The organism is Microbacterium sp. ET2, from assembly GCF_030347395.1.
Taxonomy (GTDB): Bacteria; Actinomycetota; Actinomycetes; order Actinomycetales; family Microbacteriaceae; genus Microbacterium; species Microbacterium albipurpureum.
Map to the genome: position 1 here is coordinate 2483208 of NZ_CP128170.1, position 18867 is coordinate 2502074.

General features: G+C 69.1%; 16 protein-coding genes. 4 read left to right on the forward strand and 12 right to left on the reverse strand.

What is annotated here, in order from left to right; translation table 11 throughout:
* Positions 1-7: 7 nt before the first annotated feature.
* The 4 genes from QSU92_RS12145 to QSU92_RS12160 form a co-directional block, all read right to left on the reverse strand.
* A complete protein-coding gene (locus QSU92_RS12145; protein ID WP_289262204.1) occupies positions 8-421 on the reverse strand; it encodes a type II toxin-antitoxin system VapC family toxin in 414 nt (137 codons plus the stop codon).
* 5 nt (positions 422-426) lie between these two features.
* Entirely contained in the window at positions 427-666 is a 240-nt protein-coding gene (locus tag QSU92_RS12150; protein WP_289262206.1) for a type II toxin-antitoxin system Phd/YefM family antitoxin, read from the reverse strand.
* Between the two features lie 120 nt (positions 667-786).
* Entirely contained in the window at positions 787-1587 is an 801-nt protein-coding gene (locus QSU92_RS12155; RefSeq protein ID WP_289262208.1) for a DUF2690 domain-containing protein, read from the reverse strand.
* Between the two features lie 375 nt (positions 1588-1962).
* Positions 1963-2970, reverse strand: coding sequence for a LacI family DNA-binding transcriptional regulator (locus QSU92_RS12160; protein ID WP_289262210.1), 1008 nt, complete (start codon positions 2968-2970; stop codon positions 1963-1965).
* Positions 2971-3174: 204 nt separating this feature from the next.
* Between QSU92_RS12160 and QSU92_RS12165 the strand changes: the two genes are divergently transcribed.
* The 4 genes from QSU92_RS12165 to QSU92_RS12180 are packed head-to-tail and all read left to right on the forward strand — an operon-like array spanning position 3175 to position 8274.
* Positions 3175-4443, forward strand: coding sequence for a sugar ABC transporter substrate-binding protein (locus QSU92_RS12165; RefSeq protein ID WP_289262212.1), 1269 nt, complete (start codon positions 3175-3177; stop codon positions 4441-4443).
* Positions 4444-4492: 49 nt separating this feature from the next.
* Positions 4493-5455 (forward strand): carbohydrate ABC transporter permease, encoded by a 963-nt coding sequence (locus QSU92_RS12170; RefSeq protein ID WP_289262214.1) that lies wholly within the window; start codon positions 4493-4495, stop codon positions 5453-5455.
* A complete protein-coding gene (locus QSU92_RS12175; protein ID WP_289262216.1) occupies positions 5455-6336 on the forward strand; it encodes a carbohydrate ABC transporter permease in 882 nt (293 codons plus the stop codon). The genes QSU92_RS12170 and QSU92_RS12175 overlap by 1 nt, the downstream gene beginning before the upstream one ends.
* Positions 6337-6357: 21 nt before the next feature.
* Entirely contained in the window at positions 6358-8274 is a 1917-nt protein-coding gene (locus QSU92_RS12180) for a glycoside hydrolase family 127 protein (RefSeq protein WP_333783427.1), read from the forward strand.
* 120 nt (positions 8275-8394) lie between these two features.
* Here QSU92_RS12180 and QSU92_RS12185 read toward each other — a convergent pair whose 3' ends face one another.
* From QSU92_RS12185 to QSU92_RS12220, 8 genes are all read right to left on the reverse strand, one after another.
* Complete coding sequence (locus QSU92_RS12185; protein ID WP_289262218.1) at positions 8395-10206, reverse strand: DUF4082 domain-containing protein; 1812 nt, start codon at positions 10204-10206, stop codon at positions 8395-8397.
* 182 nt (positions 10207-10388) lie between these two features.
* Positions 10389-11699 carry a UDP-glucose dehydrogenase family protein gene (locus QSU92_RS12190; protein WP_289262220.1) on the reverse strand — a complete coding sequence of 437 codons (1311 nt, stop codon included), beginning with the start codon at positions 11697-11699 and terminating at the stop codon, positions 10389-10391.
* A 264-nt stretch (positions 11700-11963) separates the two neighbouring features.
* Positions 11964-13013: a glycosyltransferase family 2 protein gene (locus QSU92_RS12195; protein WP_289262222.1), complete on the reverse strand. Its 1050-nt coding sequence runs from the start codon at positions 13011-13013 to the stop codon at positions 11964-11966.
* A complete protein-coding gene (locus tag QSU92_RS12200; protein WP_289262224.1) occupies positions 13010-14344 on the reverse strand; it encodes a wax ester/triacylglycerol synthase domain-containing protein in 1335 nt (444 codons plus the stop codon). The genes QSU92_RS12195 and QSU92_RS12200 overlap by 4 nt, the downstream gene beginning before the upstream one ends.
* A 22-nt stretch (positions 14345-14366) precedes the next feature.
* Complete coding sequence (locus QSU92_RS12205; RefSeq protein ID WP_289262226.1) at positions 14367-14981, reverse strand: 4'-phosphopantetheinyl transferase family protein; 615 nt, start codon at positions 14979-14981, stop codon at positions 14367-14369.
* Complete coding sequence (locus tag QSU92_RS12210; RefSeq protein WP_289262227.1) at positions 14978-15253, reverse strand: acyl carrier protein; 276 nt, start codon at positions 15251-15253, stop codon at positions 14978-14980. Before QSU92_RS12210 ends, QSU92_RS12205 begins: the two co-directional genes overlap by 4 nt.
* A 41-nt stretch (positions 15254-15294) precedes the next feature.
* On the reverse strand, positions 15295-17025 hold the full coding sequence (locus QSU92_RS12215; RefSeq protein WP_289262229.1) for a fatty acyl-AMP ligase: 1731 nt from the start codon (positions 17023-17025) through the stop codon (positions 15295-15297).
* A 67-nt stretch (positions 17026-17092) separates the two neighbouring features.
* On the reverse strand, positions 17093-18823 hold the full coding sequence (locus tag QSU92_RS12220) for a fatty acyl-AMP ligase (protein ID WP_289262232.1): 1731 nt from the start codon (positions 18821-18823) through the stop codon (positions 17093-17095).
* Between the last annotated feature and the right edge of the window lie 44 nt (positions 18824-18867).

Below are 18867 nucleotides of genomic sequence, written 5' to 3' on the forward strand. Positions count from 1 at the left end.
CGTCGTTCTAGCTTTTCGATGGCCACACATCGATTCCTGCTGCCCGCGCAGCATCGGCAAGTCGCGCGTCGAGGGTGGCGAGAGCTGAACCCGTACGTTCCGCCAGGAGCAGGTACGTGGCGTCGTAGGCGCTGAGTCCGGTGCGCAAAGCTGTGGTCACAAGGGCTGAGCGGTCGGGCGGTTGGGCGGGGAATTCCACGGGAATACCCGAGATCAGTTCGAGAGCTCTGATCAGCTGGGCTTCGTTGAGCCTTCCGCGGCGGTGTGCGGTGAGGAGAGCGTTAGCGGTCTCTTCGATCCATAGAGCGGGCGCGAGCATGGACGTCGCCGAAGCCGTGATGCGCTCCAGCACCGCGTCGGCCGCGAGACTTGATTCGTCGGGTAGCAGCCATGCCAGAGCGATCGACGTGTCGACGATCACGCGCATCAGTGCCGGCGGCCTTCCTCTACCAGCGAGCGGACGTCGACGTGATCATCGCCGAGTGCGGCGCGGAAGGCGCGCATCTCATGAGTGAGCTCGGAGAGCTCTGTGTGTGCCGGCGTCGCGGGCACGAGCTTCGCAACCGGGCGCCCGTGCCTGGTGATGGTGATCTCGTCGCCACGGGCGGCGCGCTCGAGCAACCTCGATAGGTGGGTCTTCGCTTCATAGGCGCTGACGCTGGACACGAGTCCAGACTAGTCGAAGACTGGTCGATCTATCTCGTTCACGATGGGATGCCACACCGGGGGCGTTGCCGCTCCGCAAGAACGAGGTGTTGATTCGCTCGCGAAAGAAGCGGCCACACCTCAGATGCAGAGCGGGTCGCCCAGATCGATCCGCTCCCCGTCGACGGTGAAGCTGCCCTCGGCGCACAGCAGAGTGTCGGGGCTCGGCCGCACGACGAGCGTCGTGTACGCACCCTGCACGTCGTGCTCCGTGGCTTCCTGCCGGCCGGGTCCGTCGGGCGCGGTCTCGGGGTAGATCGCGATCGTGACCGTGTTGTCCTGGCCGAGCCCGTCGTAGCGCGTGATGCGCCCCCATCCGGCCTGGCACTTGTCCGACCAGACGATCTCCAGAAGCGAGTTGTCGGCGCGCGTGTCACCGGTGGCGACGCGCGCATCATCGACGCACGCCGTCATGGCTGGGTCCACCCCGTTCGACACCGTGATCTGCGGAGCGTTCGGAGAAGCGGTCGTGGCATTCGCCACGATCAGGGTCGTCGTCACCGCCGACGCAGCGACACCGGCGAGGAACGTCCCCGTCGCCAGCAGCACCGCGGTGCGCCGCGAGACGGCTGTGGTCGATGAAGCAGAGACCGGAGTCTCGCCCCCGTTCTCCTTGCCTCGGGCGGCGAGGGCATCGCGCCGGTCGAGCCACGGGCCGGGATCCTCCCCGCACGCGCGCACGATCCCGTCGACCGTCCGCGCGGTAGGGAGCTTCGCTCCGTTGAACGCCTCGGAGAGCACGGTGCGGGAGATGCCGGTCTCGGCCTGGAGGCGCGCGAGCGTCGGGTTTTCCGCGCGGAGCCTCAGCCTGCTTAGATCACGCCCGAAGAGATGAACAGGATCCCCGGACGTCTCACCGTCGCCATGTTCCAGATCGGACACGGAACCCCCTCAACCCGTCCCTGAGACGCTTCCAGAGCGCGCAGATTTATGTATACCACCGCATATATTCCGTCTCGGAAACGCACACTCGATGACGACTACTCCCGGATGTTCCGCTTCGTACGCTTCCGACCGGCGTGAGCGGGCCGAACACGCCATCCTGCTAAGTGCCCGACGCGCGAGAGACGTCTTGCGTGATCGGGTGGGACGGATGCCGCGGTGCGGCGTAGATGCGGGGGACCTGCCTTGGGGGACCGTGGCATCCGTCCATGCCTGACGCGTCCCGCGCCGGTCTGGGATCGAAAGTTCTGCTATCGAATGCCCGTTACAGATGACCGCTCTACTCGGCCCCCTAGCCTGACCCCGCCGCAACCCTCACGTGCTCTCGCGAGCCACCACCCGGCCGCGCACGCGCCGGATGCCCGGCTCCACCGGTCCGGCCATCGAGGCGAACAGCAGCTCCGCGGCCTCTCGGCCGAGCTCCTTCAGATTGAGGTCGACGCTGGTCAGGGTCGGCGATGCTCCCGAGGTCATCGGCTCCCAGTTATCGACGCCGATGATGCCGACGTCGCGCGGCACGTCCCTGCCGAGGTCCTTGAGCGCATCCAGTGATCCACGCGCGATCTGGTCGCTCGCACACACGATGCCATCGATCTCGGGATCGGCCTCGATCAGGCGCCGGGTCGCCGTACGCCCCCATTGCTCCGACCACGAGCCGAACAGGGGCCGGCCGAGCGCGAGCGCCACACCTTCCTCGCTTAGCCGCTGCTCGACACCGCGCGCGCGATCGGTCGCCGCCGTGTAATCAGGATCCCCCGAGATATGCGCGATGTGCCGGCGGCCCGTGGTGAGCAGGTGATCGGTGGCGAGAACGCCCGCCGTCTCGTCGTCCGGGATCACCGAGACATCGTCGGCCGACTCGCTGGGCGCGTAGGCGTAGACCACCGGAACCGGAAGCGACTCCGGCAGCGGCACACGCGGGTTCGTGCGGTACCCCACGACGATGATGCCGTCGACGTTCCGGCGCAGCAGCGCGTCGAGATGGTACTTCTCGCGGATCGCGTCTCCCCGCGCATCGCAGAGCAGCACCGAGACGCGTCCCGCCCCGAACGCGTCTTCGGCTCCCATGAGGATCGGGAGGCTGAACCGGCCCTCGAGGTCGCCGGTGATCAACCCCACGGTTCCCGTCTGGCCGGCGAGCAGACTCCGCGCGGTCTCGTTCGGGGTGAACGACAGCGAGTCCGCCGCCTCACGAACGCGAGCGCGCGTGGTCGCGCTGACGTGCTGGCGATCGTTCAGCGCCTTCGACGCCGTCGCGACCGAGACGCCAGCGCGCTGGGCGACATCGCGCAGAGTCGCGCGCTTCGCCCCGGCATCCGTCACTTCGCCTCCGATGTCACCCCCGATCGCGACGCCCGACCGGCATCGCACTGGGTTCGGAAAATCATAAACCGATGTTTCCGAAACCGCGCGGTTGACAGCATCCAATTGCGCGTTCTAACCTACAGAAACCCTTTTCGGAATGTTTCCGAACGTGCGACGCAGCCCGTCGCCCGCATCAATGAAGATCAGGAGCAGCACCCGAGCATGAACAGCGCATCTCGAGTCCAGGGCCGCATCCTCGTCGCGTCAGCGGCGGCGGTCGCCCTCACTCTCACCGGTTGCACCCCGAGCGCCCAGACCCCGTCCGGCGACGGCGGGGGCGACGGTGGCGGCGCCCAGACCCTCAGTGTCTGGCACTACTTCAGCGACGACAACCAGGTCGCAATCCTCGACGAGTACAAGGCCATGTTCGAAGAGGCCAACCCCGACGTCACGGTCGAGAACGTCTTCGTCCCCTATGACCAGCTGAACCCGCGCCTGATCTCCTCGGCGGCATCGAGCACCGGGCCCGACGTGGTCGTGTTCAACGGCGCCGACATGAGCACCCTTGCCCTCGGAAACGCACTCGCACCGCTCGACGACTACTGGGCCGACTTCGCCGACGCCGACCAGTTCCCCGAGTCGGTCATCCACTCGCTCGACGACACGGTCTACGCCGTGCAGGGCTACGTCAACCTCCTCGGTCTCTGGTACAACGCCGACGTGCTCGGCGAGATCGGCGTCGAGCCGCCGACGACGATCGATGAGTTGGATGCCGCCCTGACGGCGGCCGTCGATGCAGGACAGGGGGGTATCACCCTCTCGGGCCTGCCCAACTCGCAGGGCGAGTGGCAGGCCTACCCGTGGCTGTCGTCCTTCGGCTTCACCTACGACGACCCGCAGCGCGAGCCCCTCGTCGAGGCATTCTCGATGATCCAGCGGTGGACCGAGTCGGGCGCCCTCACCCGCGAGGCCTCGACGTGGGACCAGACGGTTCCGTTCCAGACCTTCGCCGCCGGCGGCCACGCCTTCGCCGAGAACGGCAACTGGCAGATGGGCACCGCCGAGTCGACCGCCGACTTCTCCTACGGGGTCGTCCCGCTGCCGATCGGAGCAGAGGGCGGTGTCTACCTCGGCGGTGAAGGCCAGGCCATCGGGGCCTTCAGCGAGCAGCCCGACCTCGCGTGGGACTACCTCGAGGCGACCTACTACAGCGAAGAGGGCGGCGTCATCGCCGCAGAGCTCGTCGGCAGCATCCCGGCCCGCTCCGACGCGGCAGGCTCCGAGGCCGTCACGGGCAACGACCTGATGGCGCCCTTCGCCGACTCGATCGCGTCGAACGGCACGAACTACCCCGCCGGCGTCATTCCTCCCGAGTCGGTCGCCGACGTCCAGCTCGCCGTCGGGCAGGCCTGGAGCTCCGTCATCAGCGGACAGCTCACCCCCGACGCCGCCGCCGACCAGGTGCTCGCGGCCCTCGAGGGTCTGCTCTGACCGCAGCGTCATCCCCGCTCGCCCCCGCCCTGTCGAACCGAGGAGTCCCGTGTCGAACCTGACCACCGCGCCGCCCGCCGGCGCACCCTCCGTCCGACGGCGTGGGGGCGGGCGCACCCCCGCCTCGAGACGCCGCATCACCGGCGCCGGCGGCAACCGCCACCTCTTCTTCATCCTCCCCGCCGCGCTCTTCCTCCTCGTCTTCGCCGTCTACCCGGTCGTCCAGCTCGTGCGCATGAGCCTCAGCGACGTGCGGGTCGACAACCTCGGCGCCGATTGGCAGTTCGTCGGTCTCGAGAACGTCATCCGCAACTTCGGTGACGGAGCGTTCGGCGGCGTCATCATCAACACCGTCGTCTTCGTCGCGATCGTGACGGTGCTCGGCCTCGTCGGCGGTCTCGCCGCCGCCATCCTTCTCGCCCCGACGGGAAAGTGGCCGGGCCTCATCCTCGCGCTGCTCGTCTTCGTCTGGGCGCTTCCCCCGGTGGTGAACGGCAGCGTGTGGAAGTTCCTCCTGGGCACGCAAGGCCTCTTCAACACCCTGCTCACCGACCTCGGGTTGGCATCCACCGCGGTGCCGTTCCTCTTCGACGATCGTCTGGCGCTGGTGTCGGTGGCCCTCGTCAACTCCTGGGTCGTCATCCCCTTCAACGCGCTGGTCTACCGCGCGGCGATCATCGGCATCCCCGGCGAGCTCTTCGAGGCCTCGCGCGTCGACGGCGCCTCGCGCTGGCAGGAGATCCGCCACGTGATCATCCCGTCCGTGCGCTCGACGACCATGATCCTGACGGTGCTCACCGTCGTGTACGGCTTCCGGTCGTTCGACTTCATCTACGTGATGACCTTCGGCGGCCCGGGAACGGCGACCACGACCCTGCCCTTCCTCGGATACGTGCAGGCGTTCGTCCGATTCGACTTCGGCCTCGGGGCCAGCACGGCGCTGATCGCGGTGCTGATGGTCCTCGTCCTCGCGGTGATCTACGCCCGCAACGTCCGCCAGGAGGAGAAGTGATGTCGACCGTCACCGCAACGCGCACCCTCACCACTGACTCCCCGCGCCCCCGACGGGCGCCTCGGAAGATGTTCGCGAACCCGGTCGCGGGTGGGCTGCGGATCGTCCTCTTCCTCATGTACGCCGTTCCGCTGCTGTGGATCGTCCTCACCTCGCTGAAGTCCCCATCGGATGTCATCGGCTCGCAGTCGTCCCTGCTGTTCCGGCCCACCATCGACGCCTATGTCACGGCGCTGTCGAACGCCGGCCTCTTCACTGCGATGCAGCAGTCGTTCGTCATCGCCGCAGGAACGACCCTGCTCACACTGGCCATCGCCATCCCGGCCGGTTACGGGCTCGCCCGCGTCAACTCGGCGGTGACGACGGTCATCCTCGGCGCACTCATCGTCTTCCAGATGCTGCCCCAGACCGCCAACGTCATTCCGCTGTTCCAGATCTTCGGACAGTGGGGGCTGCTCGACACCAACTTCGGCCTCATCATCGCCGACACCGCGCTCCTCACCCCCTTCGCCGTCCTGCTGATGCGGCCGTTCTTCCGCGCCGTGCCGGTCGCGCTCGAGGAGGCGGCGATGCTCGACGGCGCCTCGAGCATCCGGGTGTTCCGCTCGGTCATGCTGCCGCTCGCGCGCAACGGCATCGCCACGACCGGGACGCTTGTCTTCCTGCTGGCGTGGGGTGAGTTCCTCTACGCCGTGAACTTCTTCCTCAGCCCCGTCAACTATCCGCTGAGCGCGCTGCTCGCGGCTCAAGTGTCGGCGTTCGGCATCAACTGGCCGGGCCTCATGGCGCTCGCCGTCATCACGTCGGTGCCCATCCTCATCCTCTTCTTCTTCACTTACCGGCTCCTGCGCGAGGGACTCACCCTCGGCGCAGTCAAGTAACCGCCTCGAAAGGTTCGCACCGTGAGCGACGCCCTCCTGCAGCACCCCCATGCCACCACCCCGGTCGACGGACCGGTGAGTCCGAGCCGTGGAACGCTCTCACCGATCGGGGTGACCGGCGTGCGGATCGACGGCGGCTTCTGGGGGCGGATGCAAGAGCTGAACGGTTCCGCGATCATCCGCCACTGCTACACGTGGATGGAGCGGCTCGGCTGGATCGACAACTTCGTCGCCGCCGTAGAGGGACGCTTGCCGAAGGATCGCACCGGGCGGGAGTTCAGCGACTCCGACGTGTACAAGCTGCTCGAGGCGATGGTGTGGGAGATGGCCCGAGCGGATGACGCTGAGCTCGCCGGTCTCTATGAGGCGGTGGTCGCGAAGATCGTCGCCGCGCAGGAGGCCGACGGCTATCTCAACACCCGGTTCGGACGCCCGGGCCAGGAGCCGCGGTACTCCGACCTCGAGTGGGGGCACGAGCTCTACTGCTACGGACACCTGATGCAGGCCGCCGTGGCCCGCCTGCGGACGCACGGCGAGGACGACCTCGTCCGTGTGGCGCGTCGCGCCGCCGATCACGTCTGCGAGGTGTTCGGGCCGGGTGCCATCGAGGCCGTGTGCGGCCACGCCGAGGTCGAAACGGCCCTGGCGGAGTTCGCCCGCGCCACCGGCGAGGCTCGCTACCTCGAGCAGGCTCGGATCTTCGTCGAGCGCCGCGGCACCGGCACTCTCGCCGACATCGAGTTCGGCCGGGAGTACTACCAGGACGACGTGCCGGTGCGCGACGCGGAGGTTCTTCGCGGGCACGCGGTGCGCGCGATGTACCTCGCTGCCGGCGCGATCGATGTGGCCGTCGAGCTGGAAGACGACGAACTGCTGCACGCCGTAGAGCGCCAGCTCGATCGCACGGTCGCTCGCCGCACCTACCTCACCGGTGGGATCGGCGCCCATCACGAGGGGGAGTCGTTCGGTGCGGACTGGGAGCTGCCGTCGGAGCGGGCGTACAGCGAAACCTGCGCCTCGGTCGGATCGATGATGACGTACCACCGGATGATGCTCGCGACCGGGGAGTCGCGCTACGCCGATCTGGTCGAGCGGAACCTCTACAACGTGGTGGCGACCTCGACGGCCGAGGATGGACGCTCCTTCTTCTACACGAACACGCTGCATCGTCGCGCCCCCGGCACGGTGCCGGCCGCGGACGAGGTGAGTCCGCGCGCGGCGGCGAGCATGCGGGCGCCATGGTTCGCGGTGTCGTGCTGCCCGCCGAACGTCGCGCGCACCCTGGCGTCGCTCGGCAGCTACCTGGCTGCAACCGACGGGAACGCGGTCTACCTCGCGCACTACGCCGCGGGGCAGGTGACGGCGGCACTTCCGGGTGGCAGCCTCACCGTCGACGTCGAGACGGCATACCCCCACGACGGCCGGATCACCGTGCGGGTGACGGCGGCGCCCGAGGGCGGGGCGGATGTGGTGTTGCGAGTGCCGGCGTGGGCGGAGTCGGGCGCCGTGCTGACAGTCCGGGGCGAGTCAAGCCCGGTGTCGGTCGGCTGGGCCCGAGCGGAGTCGGTGCGTGTCGGCGACGAGGTCGTTCTCGACCTGCCGATGGCACCGCGCGTCGTGACTCCCGATCCGCGGATCGACGCGCTCCGCGGGCAGGTCGCTGTGGAGCGCGGGCCGCTCGTGCTGTGCCTCGAGCGCTCCGCGGACGCGGACTACAGCGCGGAGGAACTGCGTGTCGCGGGCGACCCGCTCGACTCCGACGAGGGCGTCATCCTCCCCATGGTGCCGGTCGGGTTCGACGACGAACCGTGGCCGTTCGGTGCACGGACGGCCACGGCACTCGGCGAGACGGTGATGGTGCCATTGATCCCCTATCACCAGTGGGGAAATCACGGACCGTCCACGATGCGAGTGTGGATGCCGGTGGCGGGGCACTGAGCCGCACCTTCGAGCAGGGAGGAGGACCTGCATCAGCGGCCCTCCTCCCCGGACGTCGTCCCCGCGCCCCCGCCCGACCCACACCGGGCGGGGGCGCGCCCCCGGATCATTCGATCGTCATCATCCCCAGATGGCGTCCAGCCGCTGCGCCGTGGGCTTCGGCGCGAGGCGGTCGATGTCGGCGAGAGTCACGGGGCCGAGGGCTTGGAAGCCGCGGTCGCCCTGGGCGCTCCTCGAATCGGTGACGCTCGTGAAGCTGTAGCTCGCGCTCACGGTGCCCGCGACGACCGAATCCTCGACCGTCAGATTCGACCAGGTTCCGTGCCACATGTTCGCGGCGAGGATCTGGTAACCCCCCGTGTAGATCGGGTAGCGGAGCTGACCGGTCGTGCCGCCGAAGAAGGCGGAGTCGGTGACCACCCCACCGACGTTGTTCCCCGCCATGATGCCCTGGTTCGACGACATGAAGACAGCCGCATCCTCGAACGCCACATCGGCGATGGTGCCGTCTCCTGACGTCGTCACGAACTGGATGGTGTCCACGTGGGCGGATGACCCGGCCGGCTTGTAGTGAGGCGCCGCATAGAACCCGGCGAAGCGCACCCCGTCGACGTCGTAGCCGCCTGCGGACTTCACCTCGACGCGGTCATAGGTGACTCCGCCCTGCGCTTCGACGCCGGCTACGACCTCGACGATCTCGACGTCGCGCACGCCGTTGCCGCCGTTCGCGGTGATGAGGAGCGTCGGTACGACGGTGTAGCCCAGCGCGAACTCCTCGGAGTTGCGGATCATGACCGACTGTCCGGAGAAGTCGATGCCGACGATCGACACACCTCTGACTCCGACGAAAGCGGCACCGCGGTCGCCGACGCTCGTGACCGTTCCGACGCCGTTGCAGGCGCTGACGAGAATCCGCGACGCACGCTGGGCGTTGCCGACGTTCTCCAGAACGCCCTTCGAGCTCGACCCCGCCCCGTTGCCGCCGGCGAGATTGCCCGGAGCGACGCAGATCACCACCTCATCGGACGTGTTCGCGTTCGCGGCGATCGCGGATGAGATCGCCGACCACGTCGGCGCGACGTTCACGACCCGTGCGCCCGAGGACGGTGTGTTCGTGGGCCAGTGCGTGCCGTCCGGCCCGTACGTCACCGCACCGACAGCAGCGGGCGGAGTGGATGCCGGCGGCTCCGTCGGAGCGGGAGACTCCGTCTCCGTGGGAGTCGGCGTGGGGGTCGGAGTCGGAGTGGGCGTCGTCGTCGGCTCGGGCGTCGGCGTCGGAGTCGGAGTCGGCTCGGGCGTCGGCTCCGGAGTCGGTTCCGGCTCCGGCTCCGGCGTGCTGTCGGGCGTGAAGACCGCATCCACGAAGAAGTTCGTCGTCACCCCGGTCGTGGGGAAGGAGCTCGACCACGAGAACTGGTACACGGCTGCGTCGCGGCGGGTGAGCAGACCGTCCGTCACCCGGTTCCCCGTGAACACGTTGTCGGTCAGCGGCGGACGACCGTTGGAGTCGAAGACGCTCACGGTGTAGGTCTCGCCGGCCTCGAGCCGCACGTCCACCGGCGCGGTGCGCCACCCGACGGTTCCCCAGGGGTTGACGCTGACCTCGTCGAGTCGCTCTCCCGTCGACGACCACACCGACGCGCTCGTCACACCCCCGTTTGCGGCGTTCTGATAGAACTGCACACCCGACAGCACCCCCGATGTCTCCGGAGAGAACCGCAGACCCACCTCGCCCCGTCCCGTCAGAGACGAGACGAGCGTCGCGGGAACCGCGGTGTCGGGGATGACGCCGACGGGCGTCGTGGCTGCTGCGCCGGGTTCCGCTGTCAGGAGCGCGGCGATCACGCCGGCGGCCGCAGCTGTGGCGAGGACGGCGCGAGCGCGCCGGCGGTCGCGGCGGGAGGGGGTCAGTTCGACGGACTTTGCGTTCACGGGGGGTGTGTCGCTCTCACTCGACGCGTGAAGGGCATGAAAAACTGAGACGTCCGACGCGTGTCCGGACACCGCTTGCCCACTTGCTGGTGAGATTAGCGCGTGAGAGCCGTGTTACGTCAAGTGTTTTTTGTGACGAATGTGACGTTTGTTACTCGCATCGAGATATCTGCGGTCGCGGGTCAGGGTCGTCCCATGCCGAAGTAGTCCCATCCGGCGGCGCGCCAGGCGCTGGCGTCGAGGCAGTTTCGTCCGTCGATGACGACTTGTCCGCGTACGAGGGTGGCGGCGTGTGCGGGGTCGAGTTCGCGCCGGTACTCGTCCCATTCGGTGACGACGATGACGGCGTCGGCTTCGCGGAGGGCTTCGTCGCGGTCTTCAACGTAGTTCAGCTGGGGGTGGATGCGTTGGGCGTTCTCGATCGCGGCGGGGTCGGTGATGGTGACCCACGCGCCGAGCCCGTGGAGCTTGACGGCGACGTCGAGGGCGGGGGAGTCGCGGATGTCGTCGCTGTGCGGCTTGAACGCCGCTCCCAGCACGGTGACGTTCTTCTTGAACACCGACCCGCCGAGCGCTTCGACGACGAGCTGGGCGGCGCGGTCGCGGCGGCGGAGGTTGATCTCGTCGACCTGGCGCAGGAACGCCACCGACTCCCCGCGCCCGAGTTCCTCGGCGCGAGCGGAGAACGCCCGGATGTCCTTGGGCAGGCAGCCGCCGCCGAACCCGATGCCGGCGCCGAGGAAGCGGCGCCCGATGCGGGCGTCGTGCCCGATCGCGTCGGCGAGCTGGGTGACGTCGGCGCCGGTGACTTCGGCGATCTCGGCCATGGCGTTGATGAACGAGATCTTCGTCGCCAGGAACGCGTTGGCCGACACCTTCACCAGCTCGGCGGTGGCGTAGTCGGTCACGATGAAAGGGGTCCCCTTCGCCACCGACGGGTGGTAGACCTCGCGAAGAACGGATGCCGCAGTCTCGCCCTCTTCGCCCGCGGGAACCCCCGCGACCAGTCGATCGGGATCCACGGTGTCCTGCACCGCCCACCCTTCGCGGAGGAACTCCGGGTTCCACACCAGCGTCGCGCCCGTCTCGGTCACCCGCGGCGCCAGTCCCGCCGCCGTCCCGACCGGCACGGTCGACTTCCCCGCGACGATGTCGCCCTCTGACAGGTAGGGCAGCAGTCCGTCGACCGCGGCGTTGACGTAGGTCAGGTCAGCGGCGTACCCGTCCTTCACCTGCGGGGTCCCCACACCGATGAAGTGCACCTTCGCGCCCGCAGCCTCCGACATGTCGGTGGTGAACCGCAGCTTCCCCGACGCGATGCCCTCGGTCAGGATCTCCTGCAGCCCGGGCTCGAAGAAGGGCGCCTCACCCTTCGACAGCGACGCGATCTTCCGCTCATCCACATCGATCCCGACCACCTCGTGACCGATCGACGCCATCGCCGCCGCATGCACCGCACCCAGATACCCACAACCGATCACAGACAGACGCATACCGCTCCCTCGTTGACGAACCCGTCATTCCTAACAGATCTGTGTTGCGTGTTCTGACACACCTGTAGCGGGGTTAGGCTGGGCCAGATTCCCCAGGCCTCGGCGCCCTGTTCGATGGCGGTCCTCCCGAGCCGGTTGCCGTGGGTACGGGCAGCTCGGGAGGACCTGAACACCACCGCACGGCGTGCGAGGCCTGGGGTGGCCTCACGCCATTGCTGAACGCTGGGGCGCGCCGCAGGCGCCGCCACGCAATGGGGTCTGCGTTCAGCGTATTGGCGCGGCAAGATCTTCACCAACGCCGGACCCATCTGTTTTCCCAGCCGTAACACGGGCGGTCGCGGGTGCGCTGTCACGGTATCCGCGCATGATGTATGCCCGGCGGAGCATGCGCGCGATTCCGTCCTGTAACGCCCAGAGTCGGGCGCCTCCCGCGAAGCGATAGAGGCCGACGACGAGCCGCTCTGCGACGCTCCGGTCGCGCCGCGAGATCCGACGTTGAAGCTCTGCGAGAACCCGGTTGTAGCTCGCAGGAATCTCGACCATCGGGGTCAGCTGCGCGGGTCGTTCTCCCCAGCGCGCCTCGAGCATCCTCACCGCGCCGCCACGGGCGAGACACTCGCGGCGGAAGCCGTCGAGCCCGCGACGGTGATGGTGAAGTGCGCGCGCCGCCGGATCGAAGGTGGCCTCAGCACCGAGCATCCCCAGCCGCCGGCCGAGATCGAGGTCTTCGTTGTACTCCAACCGCACCGACGGCTTCACCGCTTCGCCGCGTCGGTACAGATCCGTGGGCAGGCTGACGTTCCCGCCCCAGAGCGATCCGAGGATGTCGGATGACCCCGAGGTCACCCACCCGCGCACCTGCGCTTCGTAGTCGCGCGCATACAGGAACGTCGGGGCGTGATCGCGTCCCCGCCGGGTAGGCAGCGACACCGGCATGTAGCCCTGCAGGACGCGGTCGGCCAGCGCGGCGTGGAAGGCCCGATGACGCGCGACCAGGTCGGATTTCGGTTCCACGTCGTCGTCGACGGCGAGCACGATGTCGCAGGTGACGAGGTCGAGACCGGCGATCCTGGCGAGCGCGAGACCGCGGTTCTCCGGCAGCTCCGCCACGATGACGCGGGGGTCCGCCGACTCCGCGGCGAGGATCTCCTGCCACCCCTCGTGCGGACCGTCGAGCACCATGACGACCTGGTCGGCGTCCTGCGCGAGATACTCGCGCACGAGCGGGGGAATCCGCTCGAGGCGCCGGTACGAGGGGAGGACCACGGCCAGCGTGCGCCGGATCCGTGCGCCTTCCGGATCGTCGAGCGTCACGAGGCCTCCTCGCGGCCGGGCCCCACGAGAAGGTCGGCCATCCGCGCGACCGTGCCGTCGACGTCGCGATCGATCGGCATGTTCGCGCCGATGAAGAGCGACCCGTTGTACATGATCCCGGCGGCGGCGAACTGGTCGTGACCGAGCGACGCGGGGAACGGGATGATCGCGCGCACCTCGCCGCCGCAGAAATACCGCGGCCGCGAGACCCACGGGAGCAGCGTGCTGTAGCCGATGGGGAATCCCGGCACCGTGTCGTGGTCGAACGCCGCATCGCGCTCGGCGACCTGCGCGTGCACCGACGCGATCGTCGCGTCCAGAGATGCGTCCGCATCGCCGGTCACGGCCATGTCGCGGACATGGTTACGGATGTGCGGCTCGGCGGGGTTGTGGAACGACACGGGAAAGCGCAGGCGCACGACGCGCTGGGGACCGTCCCACGCCCCGATGATGGCGGCGGCGAGCAGATCGCTGAGTGTTCCGCCGTGCTCGCGCGCGCGTCGCCCGGCGACCGCGGCGTCGAGCCGGCGCCACGCGGAGTGCCGGGGCGGAAGCGCCCGCGCGCGGGCCGCATCGTCGGCGGCGTACCGCAGCGGCAGGATGTTCCGCGCGAGAACCCGGCGCACGCGGCGCAGGAAGGGCTTGGCGCGATACGAGCGCCATGCCGCACGCGGCTTCGGTGACGCCAGCCGTCCCCACCACTCACGCAGGGCGAGGTACGGCATCTCGACGCGCCGCGCGGCGCGGGCATCGGCGAACGGGTCGACAGGGTCGGGCAGCTCCTCGTCGGCGGACTTCTGGGTGATGCCCGACATGACCTTCATGCCCGACATGCCGTCGAGGGTGGCGTGGTGCAGCATCGTCCCGACGAGGACGTCGCCGCCCGTGAGCGGCGTGACCCGGATGCGCCACAGCGGGTGGTCGATCGGCATGGTGCCGTCATAGGCGCCGGCCAGTTCGCGGATGTCGGCGGCCGCGAGGTCGGCGGGCTCATCGACGAACACGACGTGCCGGGAGAGGTCGAAGTCCTCGTCGGGAACCCAGGCCGGCGGGGTCAATCCGAGGAAGGAGCGCTGGAGCCGCAGCCGGAACACGGGGTCGCTGGCGACCACGGCGTCGACATAGGCGAGGATCCGCGCGCGGTCCAGCGAACCGTCGGCGCGACGCAGCGTGCCGCCCGACACGATGAAGCCGCCGGGCGTGTGCATGCTCTCGAACGAGATCTGACGCGAGACGTACCCCTCCTCCCAGATCTGCATGAACTCGGCGTGGGGTCGGCGCCCGACCCGCGACGAAGCGGTCGAGACGGGAGCGGAGGTGACGGTCGACATGGAACTCCAGATGGTTCTCGGCTCACGCCGCAGAATCGAGGGGAAGAAAGACGGGATGCTGCGCCTCGGCCAGCGCGCAGAGGCAGGCGATCGCGGCGGCATCCGGGGTGGTTCGGACGGATGACCCGTGGGGAGCGCGGAACGTGCGGAAGTCCCGTGACAGGCCCTCCCCGGTTGCTTTGACGAACGCCTCCTTGGCCGTCCACACGCGCGCGAGAGCCGCCCGTGCAGAAGGGTCGTCCGGTGCGTCGCCGAGATGCTCTTCGGCAGGCGCGAGCATCCGACGGCGAAGCGCCGCGGAGCCGAAGGCGCGGAAGGGCGCGGTCTCGATGTCTGCCCCGATCGCCACGCCCTGGGCGACGGCGACGAGGACGAACTCACCGCTGTGCGAGAGCGAGAAGTCGAGGTCGGTGTCGCCCGCGAGGCGGGGTTTGGCTCGTGGGTTAGTCCGGGCGATCCCGCGCCAGGGCCAGGGTGTCTCCCGGCGCACGATGTCTTCCACCCAGGCGTGAGCGGCGCCGCGCGCGTCGGCGGCTCGGCCGAGCCGCCACCAGACGGGAGCGCCGCCGACGATCCAGCGATCCTCGGCCACGACGATCGCCGTGGCCGAGGATGCCGGCGCGCTGTGGGAGATCACGCCGCCTGGATACGCTCGCTGAGTGCCTCAGCGACCTCACCGAGCGTGGCATAGTCCGCGAAGAACGTCGGGTCCAACGGGTAGCCGTAGGTGTCCTCGACGTCTCCGCAGAGGGTCATGACGTAGATGGAGTCCAGCCCCAGTTCGCCCAGCGGCGCGTCGAGCCTGACGGTCTCGGCGGGGACCTGGTCGTAGAACCGGACGCGATCGATCAGCCACGCTCCGAGGTCGGAGGCGGATGTCGTGGCGTTGGCCTGGTCGGTGGTGCTCATGGTGTCTTCCTTCGGGTGGAGGTCGGGTGGGTCTGCACCGCTCAGGCGGTGGCGGTGAGGGCCGGGCGGAAGCCCGTCGTGTGGATGACCGGCAGCGTGCCCGACTCGATCTGAGCGCGCGTCGGGCGGCGGCGCACCTTGCCGGTCGCCGTCCGGGGAAGCTGCCCCGCGGCGACGAAGGCCACGGCGACCGACGGCAGCGAGTACGCCTTCATCAGCTCGGCGCGTACGGCCTCCGCGAGGTCGTCCAGCCCCGTGCCGGTCGGCGCGGTCTCCGGGTCGAGTTCGAGCACGATGCCGACGACCGACGGGTGACCCTCGAGCTCGAAGGACGATCCCATGCCGAGGGCGGGACTGACCTTCGCCGCCCGCGCTTCGAGGTCCTGCGGGTAGATGTTGCGGCCGCGGATGATGATCATCTCCTTGAGCCGTCCGGTGATGTACAGCTCACCGTCGAGCACCGCGGCCAGGTCGCCGGTGCGCATGTAGCTCCGGTCGTCTCCGGGCAGGGTGTGCCCGAAGGTCTCGGCGTTCGCGTCGGGACGACGGAAGTAACCGGGCGACACCATCGGCGATGCGACCCAGATCTCGCCGACGGTGCCCTCGGGCACGGGGCGGAAGGTGTCGGGGTCGACGATGACGACGCTGGTCTCGCTGCTCGGCCGACCGCACGAGACCATCTCGACCGCGTCGGGCCCCGTCGCGGGGACGAGCTCGCCCTCTTCGAACCGCGTCTTGTCGAACGTGCGGAGCACCAGCCCGTCGCCCGGGAACTTCCCGGAGATCAGCATGGCCTCCGTCATCCCCATCACCGGGGCGATGGACTCGGCCGGAAGCCCGGTCGACGCGAAGCGCTCGAGGAACCCGTTGACGGTCTGGGGTCGCACCGGCTCGCTTCCCGAGAACAGGACCTTCACGCTGGAGAGGTCGAGCTCGGCGATCTGCTCGTCGGTGGCGAGCTGGGTGCACAGGGCGAAGGCGAAGTTCCCGGCGACGCTGACGGTGCCGCGGTGCTTGCTGATCAGCTGCAGCCAGAAGATCGGGCGCCGCTGGAACTGCGCGGTGGCGGTGATGACCGCCTGCGCACCGAGGCTGGCGGGGTTGAGCACCTGCAGCATGAGTCCCATGACGTGGTGCAGCGGCGACCAGCCGACCAGCACCGAGGTCTCGTTCATCCCGAAGATCTCGCCGCACGCGCTGATCGTGGCGATGAGCGTCCCGTGGGTGCCGATCACACCCTTGGGGTCGCCGGTGGAGCCCGACGTGTAGAGCAGGAATGCGATGGAGTCGTCGGTCAGCGCAGGCTCGACCCACTCGTCGGCCTTGCCCGAGGCGAGAAGCTCGTCGAACAGGTGCGACGACACCTCGACGCCCGGGAGGGGGCCGCCGATCGCGGCCTGCACCGAGGGCTCGGTGATCACGACGCTGGCCTCGGCCGAACGGGCGATCCCGGCGATGCGCTCGCCCATGGTGCCGGTCGTGCCGTACCCGGCGACGGGCGCGGGCACGAGGGCCATTCCCGCGTAGAGGATGCCGTAGGCGGCATCCGCCCAGTGCAGACCCGGCTCGAGCGCGACGACCGCGGTCTCGCCGGGCTGGTGGCCGGCGGCCTGCAGCGCCTGTGCGATACGGCGGGCTCGTTCGTCGAGCTCGGCGTAGCCGCGGTAGGTCGATTCGTCGGGCGTGTCGTAGAACAGCAGCCCGTGATCGTCGCCGATGCGCGCGGCGGTGTCGCGCAGCGCGGTGACGAGGTTCGATGCGGTGAGTGTCATGGTCCCCCCAGGAGCGTTTTGTGAGTTCGGGTACTCGGCGGATAGGCGTAGACGTGTGCGAGCCGGCTCATGCGGACACCGAGACCGGGGATCGGAAACCGCTGCTGCGGATGACGGGAAGAGCGCCCGACTCGATGAGCGACGGGGTCGGGCGCCGCCGCACCTTGCCCGTCGCCGTCCGCGGGAGGTGACCGGCGGCGACGAAGGCGATCGCGATCGAGGGGAGTGAGTACGACGTCATCAGCTCGGAGCGGACCGCGTCGGAGAGTCGATCCAGTTCGTCGTCGCTGGGTGACGCGTCGGTGTCGAGTTCGAGCACGATGCCGACCGCCGACGGGTGGCCCTGCAGCTCGAACGCCGAGCCCATGGTGAGCGCCGGGTGCATCTCGGTTGCGCGCGCCTCGAGATCCTGCGGGTAGATGTTGCGGCCCCGGATGATGATCATCTCCTTCAGGCGCCCGGTGACGAACAGCTCGCCGTCGACGAACGCGCCGAGGTCGCCCGTGCGCATGTAGGGGCGGTCGTCGCCCGCCAGCGCGTGCCCGAAGGTCTCCGCCGTGGCATCGGGGCGCCGGAAGTAGCCCGGCGAGAGCATCGGCGACGACACCCAGATCTCTCCGATGGCCCCATCGGGTGCCGGGGTGAGGGTCTCGGGGTCGACGATGACGACGCTGGTGTCGCGGGTCGGGCGGCCGCATGACACCATCTCGACCGCGTCGTCGCCGTCGGCGGCGACCAGGGCGCCGTCATCGAGCCTGAGCCTGTCGAAGCCGCGGGCGACGAGCTCGCCGCCGGGGGAGGTGCTCGTGATGAACATCGATTCCGTCGTGGCGAGGATCGGTGCGATCGATGCGGCGGGAACGCCGGTGGGCGCGAAGCGCTCGAGGAAGGCGTGGACGGTCTGGGAGCGCACCGGCTCGCTGCCGGAGGCGAGCACCCGGAGGCTCGACAGGTCGAGCTCGGCGATCTGCTCGTCGGTGGCGAACTGGGTGCACAGGCCGAAGGCGAAGTTGCCCGCGACACTCGCCGTGCCCCGGTGCCGGCTGATCAGCTGCAGCCAGAAGACCGGGCGGCGCTGGAACTGCGCGGTCGAGGTGAGGACGACGTGGGAGCCGAGCGACGCCGGGATCAGCACCTGCAGCAGCAGGCCCATGGCGTGATGGAGCGGCGACCAGCCGACCATGACGGAGGTGTCGTCGAGCTCGAAGATCTCTCCGCCCGTCGCCACCGTCGACATCAGCGAGCCGTGTGCGCCGATGACGCCCTTGGGGTCGCCGGTGGACCCCGAGGTGAAGAGCAGGAAGGCGACCGATTCGGCCGTGAGCGGAGGTGAGGTCCACTGGTCGGACGCACCCTGGTCCAGCAGGTCGTCGAGGAGGTGGGATGTCACATCGGGGTCGGGGGATGTTCCGGCGATCGCGGACTGCACCGAAGGTTCGGTGATGATGACCGTCGCCTCTGCCGAACGCGCGATGCCCGCGATGCGCTCGCCCAGGGCGCCGCTCGTGCCGTAGCCCGCGACCGGAGCGGGGACCAGCGCCATCCCCGCGTAGAGCACGCCGTAGGCGGCATCCGCCCACGGAAGTCCGGGCTCGAGGGCGACGACGGCGGTCTCGCCCGGCCGGTGTCCGGCGGCCTGCAGGGACTGCGCGATACGGCGGGCGCGCTCGTCCAGGTCGGCGTATCCCCGGTAGGTCGAGTGATCGGGAGAGTCGTAGAACAGCAGCCCGCGCTCGTCGCCGAAGCGTGCCGCCGTCTCGCGGAGAGCGGCGACGAGGTTCGGTGCGGTGATGGTCAAGTCTCCCCCAGATGGATGCTGCGAATTCGGGTTCGCGGTGACGC

Bases quoted from the DNA above. Each gene is read 5' to 3' on its own strand.
- QSU92_RS12165 (WP_289262212.1), top strand. From the start codon at position 3,175: ATGAACAGCGCATCTCGAGTCCAGGGCCGCATCCTCGTCGCGTCAGCG.
- QSU92_RS12175 (WP_289262216.1), top strand. From the start codon at position 5,455: ATGTCGACCGTCACCGCAACGCGCACCCTCACCACTGACTCCCCGCGC.
- QSU92_RS12190 (WP_289262220.1), bottom strand. From the start codon at position 11,699: ATGCGTCTGTCTGTGATCGGTTGTGGGTATCTGGGTGCGGTGCATGCG.
- QSU92_RS12200 (WP_289262224.1), bottom strand. From the start codon at position 14,344: ATGTCGACCGTCACCTCCGCTCCCGTCTCGACCGCTTCGTCGCGGGTC.
- QSU92_RS12210 (WP_289262227.1), bottom strand. From the start codon at position 15,253: ATGAGCACCACCGACCAGGCCAACGCCACGACATCCGCCTCCGACCTC.
- QSU92_RS12215 (WP_289262229.1), bottom strand. From the start codon at position 17,025: ATGACACTCACCGCATCGAACCTCGTCACCGCGCTGCGCGACACCGCC.